Origin of the sequence: Serratia sp. G204Y, from assembly GCF_051172435.1 — a bacterium.
Classification (GTDB): Bacteria; Pseudomonadota; Gammaproteobacteria; order Enterobacterales; family Enterobacteriaceae; genus Serratia; species Serratia sarumanii.
The window spans coordinates 87,472-104,428 of record NZ_JBPIZA010000003.1; the positions used below are offsets into that span (position 1 = coordinate 87,472).

Here is a 16,957-nt window from a genome sequence, read left to right on the forward strand (position 1 = left end):
TACCCATTGCCTGGAGAGAAACTGTGACCCTGCTCGATGAAACCCCGGATACCCGTTACCTGCAGCTGGCGGATACGCTGGCCGAGGCCATTCGCCGCGGCACGCTGCTGCCCGGCGACCGCTTGCCTTCGGTGCGGCGCTGTGCGCAAACCCATCGCGTCAGTATTAATACTGTGGTGTCGGCTTACCGCACGCTGGAGGATCGCGGGCTGATCGAAGCGCGGCCGCAATCGGGGTTTTATGTCCGCAGCACGCTGCCGGCGCTGAAGATGGCCTCGGCGCCCAGCGGCCGCATCGAGCCGCCGGCGGACGACGTGCTGGCGCTGATCGATACTGTGTTCGCCGCCCAGCAGAATCCGGCCTTCACCAACATTGCGCTGGCCTGCCCGCAGACCAGCGATTTTTATCCCGGCGGCAAGCTGGGGCGCATGCTGTCCTCTCAGCTGCGCCGTCAACCGGATCTGATCGGACAGTATTCGTTGCCGCCCGGCAGCCTGCGGCTGCGTCAGCAGATCGCCCGCCGTTCGATGACGCTGGGCATGCTGCTGGAGCCGGGCGACGTGGTGCTGACCCACGGCTGCATGGAGGCGTTGCAGCTGGCGCTGCGCGTCACCACCAAACCGGGCGACTGCGTCGGGCTGGAGTCACCGACCTACTTCTACCTGCTGCCGCTGCTGGCCAGCCTGGGGCTGAAAGCGCTGGAAATCCCCACCGATCCGCAGCTGGGGCTGTCGCTGGACGCGCTGGAGCTGCTATTGAACGAGAAACGGCTGAACGCGGTGATTGCCATGCCCACGGTGCAAAACCCGCTGGGCTGCACCATGCCGCTGGCGGCGAAAAAGCGGCTGGCTCGGCTGATGAACGATCATCAGGTGCCGTTGATTGAAGACGGGCTGTATGCCGAGATTCAGTTCGGCGGCGCGCTGTCGCCGGCGGTGAAGGCGTTCGATCGCGACGGCTGGGTGCTGTTTTGCTCCAGCTTCACCAAAACGCTGGCGCCGGATTTTCGCGTCGGCTGGATCTGCGGCGGCCGCTTTCACGAGGCGTTGCGCAAGCTGAAGGCGGTGTCGTCGATGTCCGAGTCGCAGCTGCTGTCGGAAACGCTGGCGACCTTCCTGGAGAGCGGCGGTTACGATCACCATTTGCGCAACCTGCGCAAGCGCTATGCGGCGCAGGTAGACGAGGCGCGGGCGCTGATCGCCCGGCATTTCCCGCGCGGCACGCTGGCCACGCAGCCGGCGGGCGGCTTCGTGTTTTGGGTTGAGTTCCCCCCCAACGTGGACAGCGTAGCGCTGTTCCACCAACTGCTGGAAGAGCAGATCTGTTTGACGCCGGGCACCCTGTATTCCCCCAGCGGGCGCTACCGCAACGCGCTGCGGCTCTCCTGTTGCTACCCGTTCAACGCGCGCTACACCCAGGCGTTGGCCCGGCTCGGCGCCAGAGCCTGCGAGATGAGCGGCCTGCCGCCCGGCATTGCGCAGGACGGGTAACGGCGCGCGCCTTTTGCTACAATGCCGGTATCATTGATTAGCGTGCCATTTTGGGCACAACGGGCCAGAGACCATGAAAGAGAAAGAAAAGGCAGAGATCAAGCGCCTGAGCGACCTGCTGGACGCCTTGAACCACAAAGACGCCACCGTGATCCAACAGGGCAACCCTGAGTTGATTGCGCAGCACACCAAAGAGAAAGAGAAGCTGGCGACGGAGATCGAGCGCCTGAAAAACGTGCGCGGCGAGAAGCTGAGCGCCGAAGCGCAGAAGCTGAGCAAGCTGCCGTTCAGCCGCGAAATCACCAAGAAAGAGCAGGCCGACATGGGCGCGCTGAAGAAAAGCGCGCGCGGGCTGATCGTGGTGCATCCGATGACCGCGCTGGGCCGCGAGATGGGCCTGAAAGCGGTCACCGGTTACGCCAAGAAAGCGTTCTGAACCCCCGGGCGTCAGACCTTGGTGGTGAAATACGCCTTGGTCTGATAGGGCACGGTGACCGTGTCCTGGCCCCGTAGCTCCTCTTCTTCCGCCACCAGCTGGCGCAATTGATCGATAACCTGCTCCTGTTGCGGCTGCGGCAGCGCGGCGATAAAGCTGGTTGAACGCACCCGGTTGTAGATCACGTCCTCCATCGCGCCGCGGTGGCTCAACATAAAGACCTGCTCCTGCAGCGGTTCAAAGCCTTTGAACGGGAAGAACTTGCGCCATTCGCCGGTATAGAAACGCGGCGCATCGCCTTCGTGGCGATCGACGATCTGATTCAGTTTACGCACCCAGCCGACGCGCGCATCGCGCATGTTCCACACCAGACCGAGTTTGCCGCCGGGTTTGAGAATGCGCCGGATCTCCGCCAGCGCCTGCGGCGTGGCGAACCAGTGGAAGGATTGGGCGCACACTACCGCATCGACCGACTCGTCCGGCAACGGGATCGCCTCGGCGGTGCCCGCCAGCGTTTTCACCTGCGGCAGCGCCGCCGACAGTTTTTCCAGCATTTGCGGCACCGGTTCGACGGCGATCGCCTGAGCGCCGGTTTCCAGCAGGCGCGGGGTGAACTTGCCGGTGCCGGCGCCGAGATCGATGACCGTCATGCCGGCGTGCAGGCCGATAGTCTCGCGCAGCCAAGCGGCGATTTCCGGCGGATAATCCGGCCGGCCTTTCATATAGCGATCGGCATTGGCCTGATAGCCCTCGGCGGCGGCGTGATGAATCGAATGGTTCGGGGTGGTCATTACCTGGCTCCTGGCTGAAAAACACGCGGCTACAGTATAGGCGGAAGAACAGGGTTAACGCGGCATTCGGCGCACGTTTTTCATCTTTTCCGCCCGCGCTTTCAACGGCCGAGCAGGCGGCGGTTGAAGTCCTCAAGGTGCCCTTCGGCAAGCCGCGTGAGCATGGTCTTGCTCCAGCTGGCGGAGAGGCCGGCGACCGCCAACAGGCGGCGATACTGTTCGGCGTCGAACGGCATATGCCAGGCGATGGCGATGGCTTCGGCCACCGACACGTCGCTGTTGCGCGCCGCCAGCGCCAGCGGACGATCGCCGCTGACCGCGCCGGGCGACACCACCCGATACAGCCAGCCGCAGCGGCCGCTTTGCTGCATCAGCACCGAAATGTCCTCGATGGCGAAGTGATAATTGAGCTTGAAGCACGGCGAACGAGGCTGGGTGACCTGGATCAGCGCCTCGCCCCAGCGGAAGATGTCGCCCATAAACACATTGTGTTCGGTCAGCCCTTCGGTGGAGATATTCTCGCCGAAGGCCGGGGCGCAAAATTGCTCGGCCTGCGCCGGAAACTGCGCGCGCCAGTGGGCGTAATGCTCGCGCGGGTAGTGGCACAGTGCGCGGTCCGGCCCGCCGTGATAGCTTTTTTCCGCCTGCTCGTCGCCTTCCAGGCCGAGCGGCGTGAGCCGGATGGCGCCATCCACCTGGCGTTTGGCGATGGCGCTGGGGCGCCCGCCTTCATAGGGTTGGATGCTGCCGATGTAAACGTCTGGGTGATGCATGTGCGCCTCCGTGTCTCGCGTCGAAGGCTCAGCATAGCCTGAGTTGCGCCGGGGGGACATAACAACCCGCCCGAAAATCCTCGGGCGGGCGGCGGGGCGTCAGAAGGTGGTCCAGTTCTCTTCCGCTGCGGCGTTGGCGGCCGCGGGTTTTACCGCCGGCGCTTTCGGCGCGGCGGCTTTCACGGCGGCGGGTTCGGTCTGCTCCGCCAAACGGAACACCGAGACGCTCTGCAGCAGCATGTCGGCCTGTTCTTCCAGCGAATCGGCGGCGGCGGCGGACTCTTCCACCAGCGCGGCGTTCTGCTGGGTGGTGTGGTCCATCTCGACGATCGCCTGGCCAATCTGGGCGATGCCACGCGTCTGCTCATCGGAAGCGGCGGCGATTTCAGCCATGATGTCGCGCACGTGGGTGACCGAGCGGACGATCTGTTCCATGGTGTTGCCGGTGCTTTCCACCAGTTCGGTGCCGGTTTTCACCCGGCTGACCGATTCGGCGATCAGCCCTTCGATCTCCTTGGCCGCCTGGGCGCTGCGGCTCGCCAGGCTGCGCACTTCGCTGGCGACCACCGAGAAGCCGCGGCCCTGTTCGCCGGCGCGCGCCGCTTCCACCGCGGCGTTGAGCGCCAGGATATTGGTTTGGAAGGCAATACCGTTGATCAGGGTGGTAATTTCGGCGATGCGCTGCGAACTGCTGGAAATATCGCGCATGGTGCTGACCACGTTTTCCACCAGCTTGCCGCCCTGCTGCGCGGTCTGCGAGGCGTCGGTGGCCAGCTGATTGGCGTGATGGGCGTTGTCGGCGTTCTGTTTCACCGTGGCGGTCAGCTGTTCCATGCTGGCGGCGGTTTCCTCGACCGCCGCCGCCTGCTGTTCGGTGCGTGAGGAGAGGTCGGTGTTGCCGGCGGCAATTTCCGCCGAGGCGGTGGAGACCTGGCTGACCCCCATCTGGATCTTCTCAATCATGGTGCGCAGGTTTTGGCTCATCGCCGCCACCGCGTTCAGCAGCTGCCCCAGCTCGTCGCGCCGGGTGCTGGTCTGCGCCTGGCGCAGGTCGCCGCTGGCGATGCGTTCCGCCATGGCCAGCGTGCTGTGCAGCGGACGGGTGATCTGCAGGGTGATGCGCCAGGCGATAAGCACCCCGGCGATGATGGCGATCAGCGTGGTGATGCCCATCTGCAGCTGCGCCAGATTGATATCATTGTGGGTCTGCGCCAGCTCGTCCTGCATAAAGGCGTTCACCAGCATGCCGATCGCCTGCGCGCGTTCGCCGAGCCGCCGGCTGATCTGCTGCTCGTGCTCATAGGCAGGCAGGTAGGCCGCGATGCGGTTTTTGTAATCGTCCAGCGCGGCCAGCAGCGGTTGCAGCTGCGGGCGCTGCGCGTCGCTGACCCGGCGGCTCAAGGCACTGGCCGCGTCGCGCGCATCGTCGATGGCCGCCATCAGCGGGGCTTCGGTTTCCTTGTTCAGGCTCAGCAGCAGGCCGCGCGCGCCGTAGCGCACCTGGGTCAGCTTCTGGTTCAGCTGGATGAAGGCCAACTGCAGATCGCCGTTGGTCAGCTGGCGCTCCACCTGGCTCAGGCTGGCCTGCACTTCCGACATGTTCCAGCTCTGGCGCACCGCGTCTTTCGCCGTGACCGCCTGTTCAAACTCTTTTTGCTGCTGCTGATATTCCCCGATCAGCGTCACCAGACGCTGCAGATCCTTGCGGCTTTGGGCGTCCCAGTCCAGCGCCTGCCCGTGGTCTATCAGTTTGACGGCGTTTTCAATATTGGCGCGGTTGTTCTGAATATACTCCGGCCGGTAGGTCTGGCCGTACATGGCGCGGTTGTATTTGGCCTGGTTGATCTCTTCGTTCAGCCGGTTGCTGAAGTCGATGCGATCGGCGCGTGATTCGATGATATGCAGATATTGCGCCCCGGTGCCGGCGATGATGACCGCCAACAGCAGCAACAGTGCGAAGCCGAGACCGAGCTTTTTACCTACGGTGAGATGAGTGAACTTTCCTGCCAATGCTTGCAATGCCGCCATAGCGTTTTTTCCTTCTCCGGGCGAACGTCAATTGAACAAACCATCGGCAAGACGTGGTCAAACTTTAGCGGATTTCAGGCAAAAAAATACCCGCCGGTGGCGGGCATCTTCATCAACGGGGGCGAATTACTTCTTCGCGGCGAAGCGTGCGGCGGCTTCATCCCAGTTGACCACGTTCCAGAACGCCTTGATGTAGTCAGGACGTTTGTTCTGATATTTCAGGTAGTAAGCGTGTTCCCACACGTCCAGGCCGATGATTGGGAAACCGGAAGCGCCGGCGACCGCTTCGCCCATCAGCGGGCTGTCCTGGTTAGCGGTAGACACCACGGCCAGTTTGCCGTCTTTCAGCACCAGCCAGGCCCAACCGGAACCGAAGCGGGTGGCAGCGGCTTTCTCGAACTCTTCCTGGAATTTCTCAACGCTGCCGAAATCGCGCTCGATGGCCGCTTTCAGATCGCCGCCCAGCGTGGTGCCGGTTTTCAGGTTTTTCCAGAAGAAGCTGTGGTTGGCGTGGCCGCCGGCGTTGTTGCGCATGAAGGTGCGTTTGTCGGCAGGCACTTTATCCAGATCCTGGATCAGCTCTTCAACGCTGTATTTGGCCAGCTCAGGGTAGGCTTCCAGCACGGTGTTGGCGTTGTTGACGTAGGTCTGATGGTGTTTGGTGTGATGGATTTCCATCGTCTGCTTGTCGAAATGCGGTTCCAGTGCGTCGTAAGCGTACGGCAGGGATGGCAGTGAATAACTCATAATCATCATCTCCAGTGGTGTATGGGCGGCGCAAAGCGTGAGCACCGCGTAAGCAGTCGGATCATTATAGTTAATTAAATGATATTGAAAATGATTATCAATGCCCTGTGAACTGTGTGGTTAACGATCAAATCGCTGCGCTAACCTACTGATAGAAGAAGGGGCGGATGGCTGCGTGAAGCCGTCGCCCCGGCGCGCGGGTTACTCTCTATACTGTAGGGAGCGCCAACGCCGAAATGTATCGAAATGTGCCAAAGCGTTCACTGAATGAGCACGAGTGTGTAACAACCACAAGCACGCTGTGGTAATATGGCCGGCGTTCGTAGCAAGCATAACAACAGTGACATTCGCGTTTGCCGCGCTAGCGGGCAGGCGCCTTTGAACAATGTGACAATCGAGAGTAAAGGAGACCCCCATGCAGGTCAGCAGAAGGCAGTTCTTTAAGATCTGCGCTGGCGGTATGGCAGGAACGACGGTGGCCGCGCTGGGCTTTGCCCCCGAAGTGGCGTTGGCGGAAACCCGGCAGTACAAACTGCTGCGCGCCCGCGAGACCCGTAATACCTGTACGTATTGTTCCGTCGGCTGTGGGCTGTTGATGTACAGCCTTGGTGATGGCGCCAAAAACGCCAAAGAAAGCATTTTCCATATCGAAGGGGATCCGGATCATCCGGTAAACCGCGGCGCGCTTTGCCCGAAAGGCGCCGGCCTGGTTGACTTCATCCACAGCGAAAGCCGCCTCAAGTACCCGGAATACCGGGCGCCAGGATCGGACAAATGGCAACGCATCAGCTGGGACGACGCCTTTACCCGCATCGCCAAGCTGGTGAAAGAAGACCGCGACGCCAACTTCATCAAAACCAACGATCAGGGCGTTACCGTCAACCGTTGGCTGACCACCGGCATGCTGTGCGCCTCGGCCGCCAGCAACGAAACCGGTTTTCTGTCGCAAAAATTTAGTCGCGCTCTCGGCATGCTTGCCGTAGACAACCAGGCGCGTGTCTGACACGGACCAACGGTAGCAAGTCTTGCTCCAACATTTGGTCGCGGTGCGATGACCAACCACTGGGTTGATATCAAGAACGCGAATTTGATTATCGTCATGGGCGGTAATGCGGCGGAAGCGCATCCGGTGGGGTTCCGCTGGGCGATGGAAGCCAAAATACACAACAATGCCAAGCTGATCGTGATCGATCCGCGCTTTACCCGAACCGCATCGGTGGCGGACTTCTACACGCCGATCCGCTCCGGGACCGACATCGCTTTCCTGTCGGGCGTGTTGCTGTATCTGATGACCAACAACAAGTTCAACCGCGAGTACGTCGAGGCCTACACCAACGCCAGCCTGCTGGTGCGGGAAGATTTTGCCTTCGAAGACGGCTTGTTCAGCGGCTACGACGCGGAAAACCGCAAGTACGACAAAACCACCTGGAACTACCAGTTCGACGAGAACGGCTTCGCCAAGCGCGACGTCACGCTGCAGGATCCGCGCTGCGTGTGGAACATGCTGAAACAGCACGTGAGCCGCTACACGCCTGACGTGGTGACCAACATCTGCGGCACGCCGAAGGACGATTTCCTCAAGGTGTGCGAATACATCGCCGAAACCTGCGTCGCGGATAAAACCGCTTCGTTCCTGTACGCCCTGGGCTGGACTCAGCACTCGGTCGGCGCGCAGAACATCCGCACCATGGCGATGATCCAACTGCTGCTCGGCAACATGGGCATGGCGGGCGGCGGCGTCAACGCGCTGCGTGGCCACTCCAACATTCAGGGTCTGACCGATCTCGGCCTGCTGTCGCAGAGCCTGCCGGGCTACCTGACGCTGCCGTCGGAGAAACAGACCGATCTCGACACCTACCTGAAGGCCAACACGCCGAAGGCGCTGCTGCCGGGCCAGGTTAACTACTGGGGCAACTACCCGAAATTCTTCGTCAGCATGATGAAGACCTTCTACGGCGACAAGGCGCAGAAGGACAACAGCTGGGGCTTTGACTGGTTGCCGAAGTGGGACAAAGGCTACGACGTGCTGCAGTACTTCGAGATGATGGCGCAGGGCAAGGTCAACGGCTACTTCTGCCAGGGCTTTAACCCGGTGGCGTCGTTCCCGAACAAAAACAAGGTGGTGGCTTCGCTGTCCAAGCTGAAGTTCCTGGTGACCATCGATCCGTTGAACACCGAGACCTCCAACTTCTGGCAGAACCACGGCGAGTTCAACGAGGTGGATCCTGCGCAGATCCAGACCGAAGTGTTCCGCCTGCCATCCACCTGCTTCGCCGAAGAGAACGGCTCGATCGTCAACTCCGGCCGCTGGCTGCAGTGGCACTGGAAAGGCGCGGACGCCCCGGGCGAAGCGCTGAACGACGGCGAGATCCTGGCGGGCATCTTCAGCCGCCTGCGCGAGATGTATGCGCGCGACGGCGGTGCGGTGCCGGAACAGGTGCTGAACATGACCTGGGACTACCTGACGCCGGGCAACCCGGCGCCGGAAGAGGTGGCGCAGGAAAACAACGGCAAGGCGCTGGCGGATCTGCTGGATGCCGACGGCAAGGTGCTGGTGAAAAAAGGCGAGCTGCTCAGCTCGTTCGCGCAGCTGCGCGACGACGGCACCACCGCCAGCGGCTGCTGGATCTTCGCCGGCAGCTGGACGCCGGCCGGCAACCAGATGGCGCGGCGCGACAACGCCGATCCGTCCGGCCTCGGCAATACGCTGGGCTGGGCCTGGGCATGGCCGCTCAACCGCCGCATCCTGTATAACCGCGCCTCGGCGGATCCGCAGGGTAAACCGTGGGATCCGAAACGCCAGCTGCTGGAGTGGGACGGCGCCAAGTGGGTCGGGGCCGATATCCCGGACTACAGCACCGCCGCGCCGGGCAGCGACGTCGGGCCGTTCATCATGCAGCCGGAAGGCATGGGCCGCCTGTTCGCCACCGACAAGATGGCGGAAGGGCCGTTCCCTGAACACTACGAGCCGTTCGAAACGCCGCTCGGCACCAACCCGCTGCACCCGAACGTGGTGTCCAACCCGGCGGCGCGCGTGTTCAAGGACGATCTGGCGGCGATGGGCAAATCCGATAAGTTCCCGTACGTCGGCACCACCTATCGTCTGACCGAGCACTTCCACTACTGGACCAAGCACGCTTTGCTGAACGCCATCGCGCAGCCTGAGCAGTTTGTGGAGATCGGCGAAAAGCTGGCGGAGAAAAAAGGCATCAAGCACGGCGATACCGTGAAGGTCAGCTCCAACCGCGGCTACATCAAGGCCAAGGCGGTGGTGACCAAGCGTATTCGCACGCTGCAGGTGCACGGCCAGGAAGTCGACACCATCGGCATCCCGATCCACTGGGGTTACGAAGGGGTGGCGAAGAAAGGCTTTATCGCCAACACGCTGACGCCGTTCGTCGGCGACGCCAATACGCAAACGCCGGAGTTCAAGGCGTTCCTGGTCAACGTGGAAAAGGTGTAACGGAGACGAATTATGGCCATGCAATCTCAAGACATCATTCGTAAATCCGCCACCAATGGTTTCACGCCGGCGCCGCGCGCCCGTGACCACCAGGAAGAAGTGGCCAAACTGATCGATGTCACCACCTGTATCGGCTGCAAGGCCTGTCAGGTGGCCTGTTCCGAATGGAACGACATCCGCGACGAAGTGGGGCACAACGTCGGGGTGTACGATAACCCCGCCGATCTGACCGCCAAGTCGTGGACGGTGATGCGCTTCTCCGAGGTGGAGGAAAACGGCAAGCTGGAATGGCTGATCCGCAAGGATGGCTGCATGCACTGCGCCGATCCGGGCTGCCTGAAGGCCTGCCCGTCGGAAGGCGCGATCATTCAGTACGCCAACGGCATCGTCGACTTCCAGTCCGAGCACTGCATCGGCTGCGGCTACTGCATCGCCGGCTGCCCGTTCGACGTGCCGCGCATGAACAAGGACGACAACCGGGTGTACAAGTGCACCCTGTGCGTCGACCGCGTGGACGTCGGCCAGGAACCGGCCTGCGTGAAAACCTGCCCGACCGGCGCCATTCACTTCGGCACCAAGGAAGCGATGAAGCAGGTGGCGGCGGATCGCGTCAGCGAGCTGAACACTCGCGGCTACCAGAACGCCGGTCTGTACGATCCGGCGGGGGTGGGCGGCACGCACGTGATGTACGTGCTGCACCACGCCGACAAACCGCAGCTGTACCACGGTTTGCCGGACAACCCGAGCATCAGCCCGGCGGTGACCTTCTGGAAGGGCGTGTGGAAACCCCTGGCGGCCATCGGCTTTGCCGCCACCTTCGCGGCCAGCGTGTTCCACTATGTCGGCGTCGGGCCTAACCGCGTCGACGATGAGGACGAGCACGACGAGTCGCACGACGAGGAGACGCGCAAATGAGAAAGGAAAAGCCCATTCAGCGTTACAGCGCACCGGAGCGCATCAACCACTGGATCGTGGCGTTCTGCTTTGTGTTCGCCGCCATCAGCGGGCTGGGGTTCTTCTTCCCCTCCTTCAACTGGCTGATGAACATCTTCGGGACGCCGCAGCTGGCGCGCATTCTGCACCCGTTTGTCGGGGTGATCATGTTTGCCGCGTTCCTGCTGATGTTCCTGCGCTACTGGAAGCATAACCTGATCAACCGGGAAGATATCGTCTGGGCCAAGAACATCCACAAAATCGCCATGAACGAGGAAGTGGGTGACACCGGGCGCTATAATTTCGGCCAGAAGTGCGTGTTCTGGGCGGCGATTATCAGCCTGGTGCTGCTGCTGGCCAGCGGCGTGGTGATCTGGCGGCCGTATTTTGCGCCGTCGTTCTCCATCCCGCTGATCCGCATCGCGCTGCTGGTGCATTCGCTGGCCGCGGTCGGCCTGATTATCGTGATTATGGTGCACATTTACGCCGCATTGTGGGTAAAAGGCACCATTACCGCGATGGTGGAAGGCTGGGTGCCGGCGGCCTGGGCCAAGAAACATCATCCGCGCTGGTACCGTGAGGTCCGCGAGAAACGACAGGAAGATAAACCCTGATGAGTATCCGCATCGTTCCTAAAGAGCAGTTAGGGGCACAGCGTGAGAAGTCCTCAACGGCGGAGAACATCCCGCCGTTACTTTTCGCCAACCTGAAAAGCCTGTACAGCCGCCGCGCCGATCGCCTGCGTCAGCTGGCTGTCGACAATCCGCTGGGCGACTATCTGAACTTCGCCGCCGAGCTGGCGCAGGCGCAGCAGCATGCGCTGCACGATAATCCGCTGCAGCTCGATCTGAGCGAAGCGCTGGCGCAGGGTGCCGCCAGCGGCAAACCGCCGCTCGATCTGAGCGTGTTCCCGCGCAGCGAGCACTGGCGCAAGCTGCTGGCGTCGCTGATCGCCGAGCTGCGCCCGCAGGCGCCGGAGCATATCCTGGCGGTGCTGGACAACCTGGAGAAAGCCTCGGCGCATGAGCTGGAGCTGATGGCCGACGCCTTGCTCAACCGCGAGTTCGGCAAGGTGGGCAGCGAGAAGGCGCCGTTCCTCTGGGCCGCGCTGTCGCTCTATTGGGCGCAGATGGCCAGCCTGATCCCCGGCAAGGCGCGCGCCGAATACGGCGAGCAGCGCCAGTTCTGCCCGGTGTGCGGCAGCATCCCGGTCTCCAGCATGGTGCACATCGGCACCGTCAACGGCCTGCGCTACCTGCACTGCAACCTGTGCGAAAGCGAATGGCACGTGGTGCGGGTGAAGTGCAGCAACTGCGAGCAGACCCGCGATCTCAACTACTGGTCGCTGGACAGCGAGCAGGCGGCGGTGAAGGCGGAAAGCTGCGGCGACTGCGGCACTTACCTGAAGATCCTGTATCAGGAAAAAGACCCGCAGGTCGAAGCGGTGGCCGACGATCTGGCTTCGCTGGTGCTGGACGCCCGCATGGAAGAAGAAGGCTTCGGCCGCAGCAGCATCAATCCGTTCCTGTTCCCGGCGGAGTAACCGCCCGGCCCCGTTCGCGCGGGGCCGGACCAGCAATTTCAGCACGGGCTTCTGGCATTCGCCCGGACGAGTTGCTACGTTTAGGCCATAACGCGCCAAGCGAAAGGAACCACGATGTTAAACACCCTGGCAAAACTGACCGCGGTCGCCGTGCTGGCGGTCGGACTGGCGGCCTGCGACAACAAAGACGACACCAAACCGGCGGTGCCGCCACCGGACACCAAGCCGACCGTGACGCAGCCCGCGCCACCGCCGCCGCCTGCGCCGGTAGAAACCCCGCCCGCGCCGCCGGGGCTGAACGTGTCGCTGCAGAAGGGCAAAATCACCTTCGAGCTGCCGCCGGGCTTTAGCGATCAAACGCTGAACAGCGGCATCATCAACGACAGCACCTCCACCATTCAGCGCTTTCTCGACGGCAAGTCGCGCCAGAGCGCGGTCTCTTCCGAAGTGATCCCGCCGGACGGCATGAAGCTCAACACCAGCGACAAAATGCTGAAAGAGCTGGCGCAGAGCGCCATCACGGTGCTGGCCGAGCGCTATCAGAATATCCAGACCACCAAAGAAGAGAACTTCAGCGTCGGCAAACAGAAGTTTCGCCGGGTGGATACCGAGCAGACCGTCAACGGGCAAAAGGTGGTCTCCACGCTGGTGTTGACGGTGTTCAACAAGCGGGTGGTGACGCTGCAAATGCTGTCGCCGGCCAAAACGCCGGAAGTGCATCAGGCGCTGGTGCAGCGGATTATCGATACCCTGGCGGTGAAGTAAGGGCGCCGCGCCGCGGCCAGGACGAAGCGGAGGAGACCGGATGAAGCTTATCGGCAGTTACACCAGCCCCTTTGTGCGCAAGATTTCCGTAATGCTGCTGGAAAAAGGGATCGCGTTCGAATTCGTCAACGATCCGCCGTATGAGCCCGGCAGCCGGGTGAAGGAGCTTAACCCGCTCGGCAAGGTGCCGGTGCTGATCGCCGATGACGGCGAGGTGTTTTACGATTCGCCGGTGGTGGCCGAATACCTCGAACTGCTGACGGTGGAGCCGGCGTTTTTGCCGGCCGATCGCGCCGCCGCACTGCGCGTCCGCCAGGTGGCGGCGCTGGCGGACGGCGTGACCGAAGCGGCGGCGACCCTGTTTCGCGAAAGCCGGCGCGCGCCGGAAAAACAGGACGAAAACTGGATGCTGCGCCAGCGTGACAAACTGACGCACGGGTTGGATGCGCTGGAGGCGCTGGCGCGGGACAAAACGTGGCTCAATGCCGAGCGGCTGACGCTGGCGGATATCGCCACCGGCTGCGCGCTGGGCTACCTCAATTTCCGCCGCATTCTGCCCAACTGGTGCGTCGGGCGCCCGGCGCTGGTCAAGCTGGCCGAACGCCTGTTCGCCCGTGAAAGCTTCGCCCGCACCGCGCCGCCCTGAGCGTTCTTTTCTCCCCGCCGCGGCGGGGTTTTGCTATGCCGATACGTCTAAATTGAAAACCGAGCGACCATGAGCACTGAATCCCACCTTCTTTACAGCCAACTGCCCGCCATCGACCGCCTGCTGCGAGAACCCGCGATTGAACCGCTGGTGGCGCAGCATGGCCAGACGCTGATCGGCGAACTGCTGCGCCGGCTGCAGGCCCAGGCGCGCGACGCGATCGGGCAACAGCAACGTTTACCCGCCTGGTGCGGCGACTGGCCGCAGGCGCTGCGGGCCGAGCTGGCCCGGCAGCAACGCCCGGCTTTGCTGCCGGTGTTCAACCTCAGCGGCACCGTGCTGCACACCAACCTCGGGCGCGCCCTGCTGGCGCAGCCGGTGAAGGAGGCGGTGAGCGCGGTGATGGGGGAGGCGGTGACGCTGGAGTACGATCTGGACGGCGCCGGGCGCGGCCATCGCGATCGGGCGGTGGCGGATCTGCTGTGCCGGCTGACCGGCGCGGAGGACGCCTGCATTGTCAATAACAACGCGGCGGCGGTGCTGCTGATGCTGGCGGCGATCGCCCCCGGTAAAGAGGTGGTGGTGTCGCGCGGCGAGCTGGTGGAGATCGGCGGCGCATTCCGCATACCCGACGTGATGCGCCAGGCCGGCTGCCAACTGGTGGAGGTCGGCACCACCAACCGCACCCATCTGAAAGATTACCGCCAGGCTATCAACGAGCAGACCGGCCTGTTGATGAAAGTGCACACCAGCAACTACAGCATTCAGGGCTTTACCGCGGCGGTCGACGAGGCTGAACTGGCGCAGCTCGGAGCCGAACAGGGCGTGCCGACCGCCACCGATCTGGGCAGCGGCTCGCTGATCGACATGGCGCAGTACGGCCTGCCCGCCGAACCGATGCCGCAGCGGCTGCTGGCCGCCGGCGTCGACTTGGTGACGTTCTCCGGCGATAAGCTGCTGGGCGGCCCGCAGGCCGGGATCATCGTCGGCAAAAAGGCGTTGATCGCCCGCCTGCAGCAGCATCCGCTCAAGCGCGCGCTGCGCGTCGGCAAGCTGACGCTGGCGGCCCTGGAGGCCACGCTGCGGCTCTATCTGCAGCCGGAAAAACTGGCTGAGCAGCTGCCGACGCTGCGGCTGCTGACCCGCCCGCAGCAGGAGATGCAACAGGCGGCCGAACGGCTGCTGGCGGCGCTGGCACCGCGGTTCACCGCCGATTTCGAGCTGCGCGTCGAACCGTGCTGGTCGCAAATTGGCAGCGGTTCGCTGCCGGTGGATCGCCTGCCAAGCTATGCGCTGACCTTCACGCCGCGCGACGGCCGCGGCGCCACGCTGGAAGCGTTGGCCGAACGCTGGCGCCGCCTGCCGCAGCCGGTGATCGGCCGCCTCGGTGACGGCCGGCTGTGGCTGGATCTGCGCTGTCTGGAACAGGAAGGGGCGCTGATCGACGCGCTGAGCGCCTCATGATCATCGCCACCGCCGGCCATGTCGATCATGGCAAAACCACCCTGCTGCAGGCGATCTCCGGGATCAACGCGGATCGCCTGCCGGAAGAGAAGCGCCGCGGTATGACCATCGATCTGGGTTACGCCTACTGGCCGCAGCCGGACGGCCGGGTGCTGGGCTTTATCGACGTGCCCGGCCACGAGAAATTCCTCGCCAACATGCTGGCGGGCGTCGGCGGCATCGACCATGCGTTGCTGGTGGTGGCCTGCGACGACGGCGTGATGGCGCAAACCCGCGAACATCTGGCGATCCTGCGCCTGAGCGGGCGCCCGGCGCTGACGGTGGCGCTGACCAAGGCCGACCGGGTGGACGCGGCGCGTGTCGGCGAGGTACGCCGCCAGGTGCGCGACGAACTGGCGCGCCAGGGCTGGCCCGATGCACCGCTGTTTGTTACCGCGGCGGCGGCGGGAGAGGGTATCGAGGCGCTGCGCGCGCATTTGCTGGCGCTGCCCTCCGGCGAGCACGCGCTGACGCGCCGTTTTCGCCTGGCGGTTGACCGTGCGTTCAGCGTCAAAGGGGCGGGGCTGGTGGTGACCGGCACCGCGCTCGGTGGCCGGGTGCAGGCGGGAGATACGCTGTGGCTGACCGGCGCCGACGCGCCGGTGCGGGTGCGCGGCCTGCACGCCCAAAATCAGGCCGTGGAACAGGCCCAGGCCGGGCAACGCATCGCGTTGAACATCAGCGGCGATGTCGATAAAGACCGTGTCGCGCGCGGCGACTGGCTGCTGGCGCAGCGTCCGCCTGAGGCGGCGGAACGCATTCTGGTGGCGCTGGAAGCGGATCGGCCGATCCGCCATTGGCAGCCGCTGCATCTGCACCATGCCGCCAGCCACATCACCGGGCGCATTTCGCTGCTGAACGACGGGCTGGCGGAACTGATCCTCGATCGCCCGCTGTGGCTGGCGGAGAACGATCGGCTGGTGCTGCGCGATATCGGCGCACGGCAAACGCTGGGCGCGGCCCGGGTGCTCAGGCTGAGCGCGCCCAAGCGCCGCAAGCGCCAGCCGGACTACCTGGCATGGCTGCAGGCCCTGGCGAACGCGCAGGACGATGCGCAGGTGCTGACGCTTGAGCTGCCACACGGCGCGCTGTCTCTGACGGCGTTCGCCTGGGCGCGTCAGTTGACCGACGACGGCCTGGCGGCACTGCTGGCGAACCGCGATCTGCTGATCGTCGGTGATCGGGCGCTGGCGCAGGATCAGGTGCAACAGGCGGAGAGCCGGCTGTTGCAGGTGCTGGCGGAGTACCACCAACAGCACGCCGATCAACTGGGCTTAGGGCGCGCCCGTCTGCGGCGCATGGCCCTGCCCCAGCAGCCGGAAACGCTGGTGTTTATGATGATCGATCGGCTGCTGAAGGCCGGCGCACTGCGCAATACGCGCGGCTGGCTGCACCTGCCGGAACACGGTCTGGCGTTCAGCGCCGAAGAGGCGCCGCTGTGGGCGCGCATCGAACCGCTGTTCGGCGACGAGCCGTGGTGGGTGCGCGATCTGGCGAGCGAGTTGGGCGAAGAGGAGAGTCGGGTGCGGGCGCTGCTGCGCAAGGCGGCCCAGCTGGGCCATGTGACAGCGGTGGTGGTGGATCGCTATTACCTCAGCCGACGCATCGATCAGTTCGCGGCGCTGATCCGCGAGCTGGATGCTGAGCGGGGCGGCGCCAACGCCGCCGACTTCCGCGATCGGCTCGGCGTCGGGCGCAAGCTGGCGATCCAGGTGCTGGAGTTCTTCGATCGCAGCGGCTTTACCCGCCGCAAGGGTAACGAGCATCTGCTGCGCGACGGCGGGTTGTTCGGCAACTGATTGCGTGTTTTTTGTTCTCTGATGGCGGTATAATCAGCTT

The 16,957-nt window shown here is 63.6% G+C and carries 14 protein-coding genes; 10 read left to right on the forward strand and 4 right to left on the reverse strand.

Annotated elements, in window-relative coordinates:
* Positions 1 to 23 precede the first annotated feature (23 nt).
* On the forward strand, positions 24 to 1,490 hold the full coding sequence (locus tag ACSBQQ_RS17455; protein ID WP_033636555.1) for a PLP-dependent aminotransferase family protein: 1,467 nt from the start codon (positions 24 to 26) through the stop codon (positions 1,488 to 1,490).
* 73 nt (positions 1,491 to 1,563) lie between these two features.
* Positions 1,564 to 1,926 carry a YibL family ribosome-associated protein gene (locus tag ACSBQQ_RS17460; protein ID WP_004933989.1) on the forward strand — a complete coding sequence of 121 codons (363 nt, stop codon included), beginning with the start codon at positions 1,564 to 1,566 and terminating at the stop codon, positions 1,924 to 1,926.
* Positions 1,927 to 1,937: 11 nt separating this feature from the next.
* Here the strand turns inward: ACSBQQ_RS17460 and ACSBQQ_RS17465 are convergent, their stop codons facing one another.
* The 4 genes from ACSBQQ_RS17465 to sodA all read right to left on the reverse strand — a co-directional run bounded on the left by ACSBQQ_RS17465 (position 1,938) and on the right by sodA (position 6,265).
* The gene (locus ACSBQQ_RS17465; protein WP_033649536.1) at positions 1,938 to 2,717 is read right to left on the reverse strand and encodes a class I SAM-dependent methyltransferase; all 780 of its coding nucleotides are present in this window, start codon (positions 2,715 to 2,717) and stop codon (positions 1,938 to 1,940) included.
* Between the two features lie 101 nt (positions 2,718 to 2,818).
* A complete protein-coding gene (gene yiiM / locus ACSBQQ_RS17470) occupies positions 2,819 to 3,490 on the reverse strand; it encodes a 6-hydroxyaminopurine reductase (RefSeq protein ID WP_033649535.1) in 672 nt (223 codons plus the stop codon).
* Positions 3,491 to 3,589: 99 nt separating this feature from the next.
* Positions 3,590 to 5,518: a methyl-accepting chemotaxis protein gene (locus tag ACSBQQ_RS17475; RefSeq protein WP_047569926.1), complete on the reverse strand. Its 1,929-nt coding sequence runs from the start codon at positions 5,516 to 5,518 to the stop codon at positions 3,590 to 3,592.
* Between the two features lie 126 nt (positions 5,519 to 5,644).
* Positions 5,645 to 6,265, reverse strand: a complete 621-nt coding sequence (gene sodA, locus ACSBQQ_RS17480; RefSeq protein WP_004934003.1) for a superoxide dismutase [Mn] — start codon at positions 6,263 to 6,265, stop codon at positions 5,645 to 5,647.
* Positions 6,266 to 6,680: 415 nt separating this feature from the next.
* Here sodA and fdnG point away from each other — a divergent pair, with 415 nt between their 5' ends.
* From fdnG to selB, 8 genes are all read left to right on the forward strand, one after another.
* Positions 6,681 to 9,728, forward strand: a complete 3,048-nt coding sequence (gene fdnG / locus ACSBQQ_RS17485; protein WP_140367573.1) for a formate dehydrogenase-N subunit alpha — start codon at positions 6,681 to 6,683, stop codon at positions 9,726 to 9,728.
* Between the two features lie 12 nt (positions 9,729 to 9,740).
* Positions 9,741 to 10,643 (forward strand): formate dehydrogenase subunit beta, encoded by a 903-nt coding sequence (gene fdxH / locus ACSBQQ_RS17490; RefSeq protein ID WP_033649532.1) that lies wholly within the window; start codon positions 9,741 to 9,743, stop codon positions 10,641 to 10,643.
* Positions 10,640 to 11,275 (forward strand): formate dehydrogenase cytochrome b556 subunit, encoded by a 636-nt coding sequence (fdoI, locus tag ACSBQQ_RS17495; protein ID WP_004934017.1) that lies wholly within the window; start codon positions 10,640 to 10,642, stop codon positions 11,273 to 11,275. The genes fdxH and fdoI overlap by 4 nt, the downstream gene beginning before the upstream one ends.
* Positions 11,275 to 12,204: a formate dehydrogenase accessory protein FdhE gene (gene fdhE / locus ACSBQQ_RS17500; protein ID WP_033649531.1), complete on the forward strand. Its 930-nt coding sequence runs from the start codon at positions 11,275 to 11,277 to the stop codon at positions 12,202 to 12,204. Before fdoI ends, fdhE begins: the two co-directional genes overlap by 1 nt.
* A gap of 114 nt (positions 12,205 to 12,318) precedes the next feature.
* Entirely contained in the window at positions 12,319 to 12,969 is a 651-nt protein-coding gene (locus ACSBQQ_RS17505) for a DcrB-related protein (protein WP_033636562.1), read from the forward strand.
* A gap of 40 nt (positions 12,970 to 13,009) precedes the next feature.
* On the forward strand, positions 13,010 to 13,615 hold the full coding sequence (locus tag ACSBQQ_RS17510) for a glutathione S-transferase (protein ID WP_033649529.1): 606 nt from the start codon (positions 13,010 to 13,012) through the stop codon (positions 13,613 to 13,615).
* Positions 13,616 to 13,684: 69 nt separating this feature from the next.
* A complete protein-coding gene (gene selA, locus ACSBQQ_RS17515) occupies positions 13,685 to 15,079 on the forward strand; it encodes an L-seryl-tRNA(Sec) selenium transferase (RefSeq protein WP_060429046.1) in 1,395 nt (464 codons plus the stop codon).
* Positions 15,076 to 16,917, forward strand: a complete 1,842-nt coding sequence (selB, locus tag ACSBQQ_RS17520) for a selenocysteine-specific translation elongation factor (protein ID WP_060429048.1) — start codon at positions 15,076 to 15,078, stop codon at positions 16,915 to 16,917. Before selA ends, selB begins: the two co-directional genes overlap by 4 nt.
* The last annotated feature ends 40 nt before the right edge of the window (positions 16,918 to 16,957 follow it).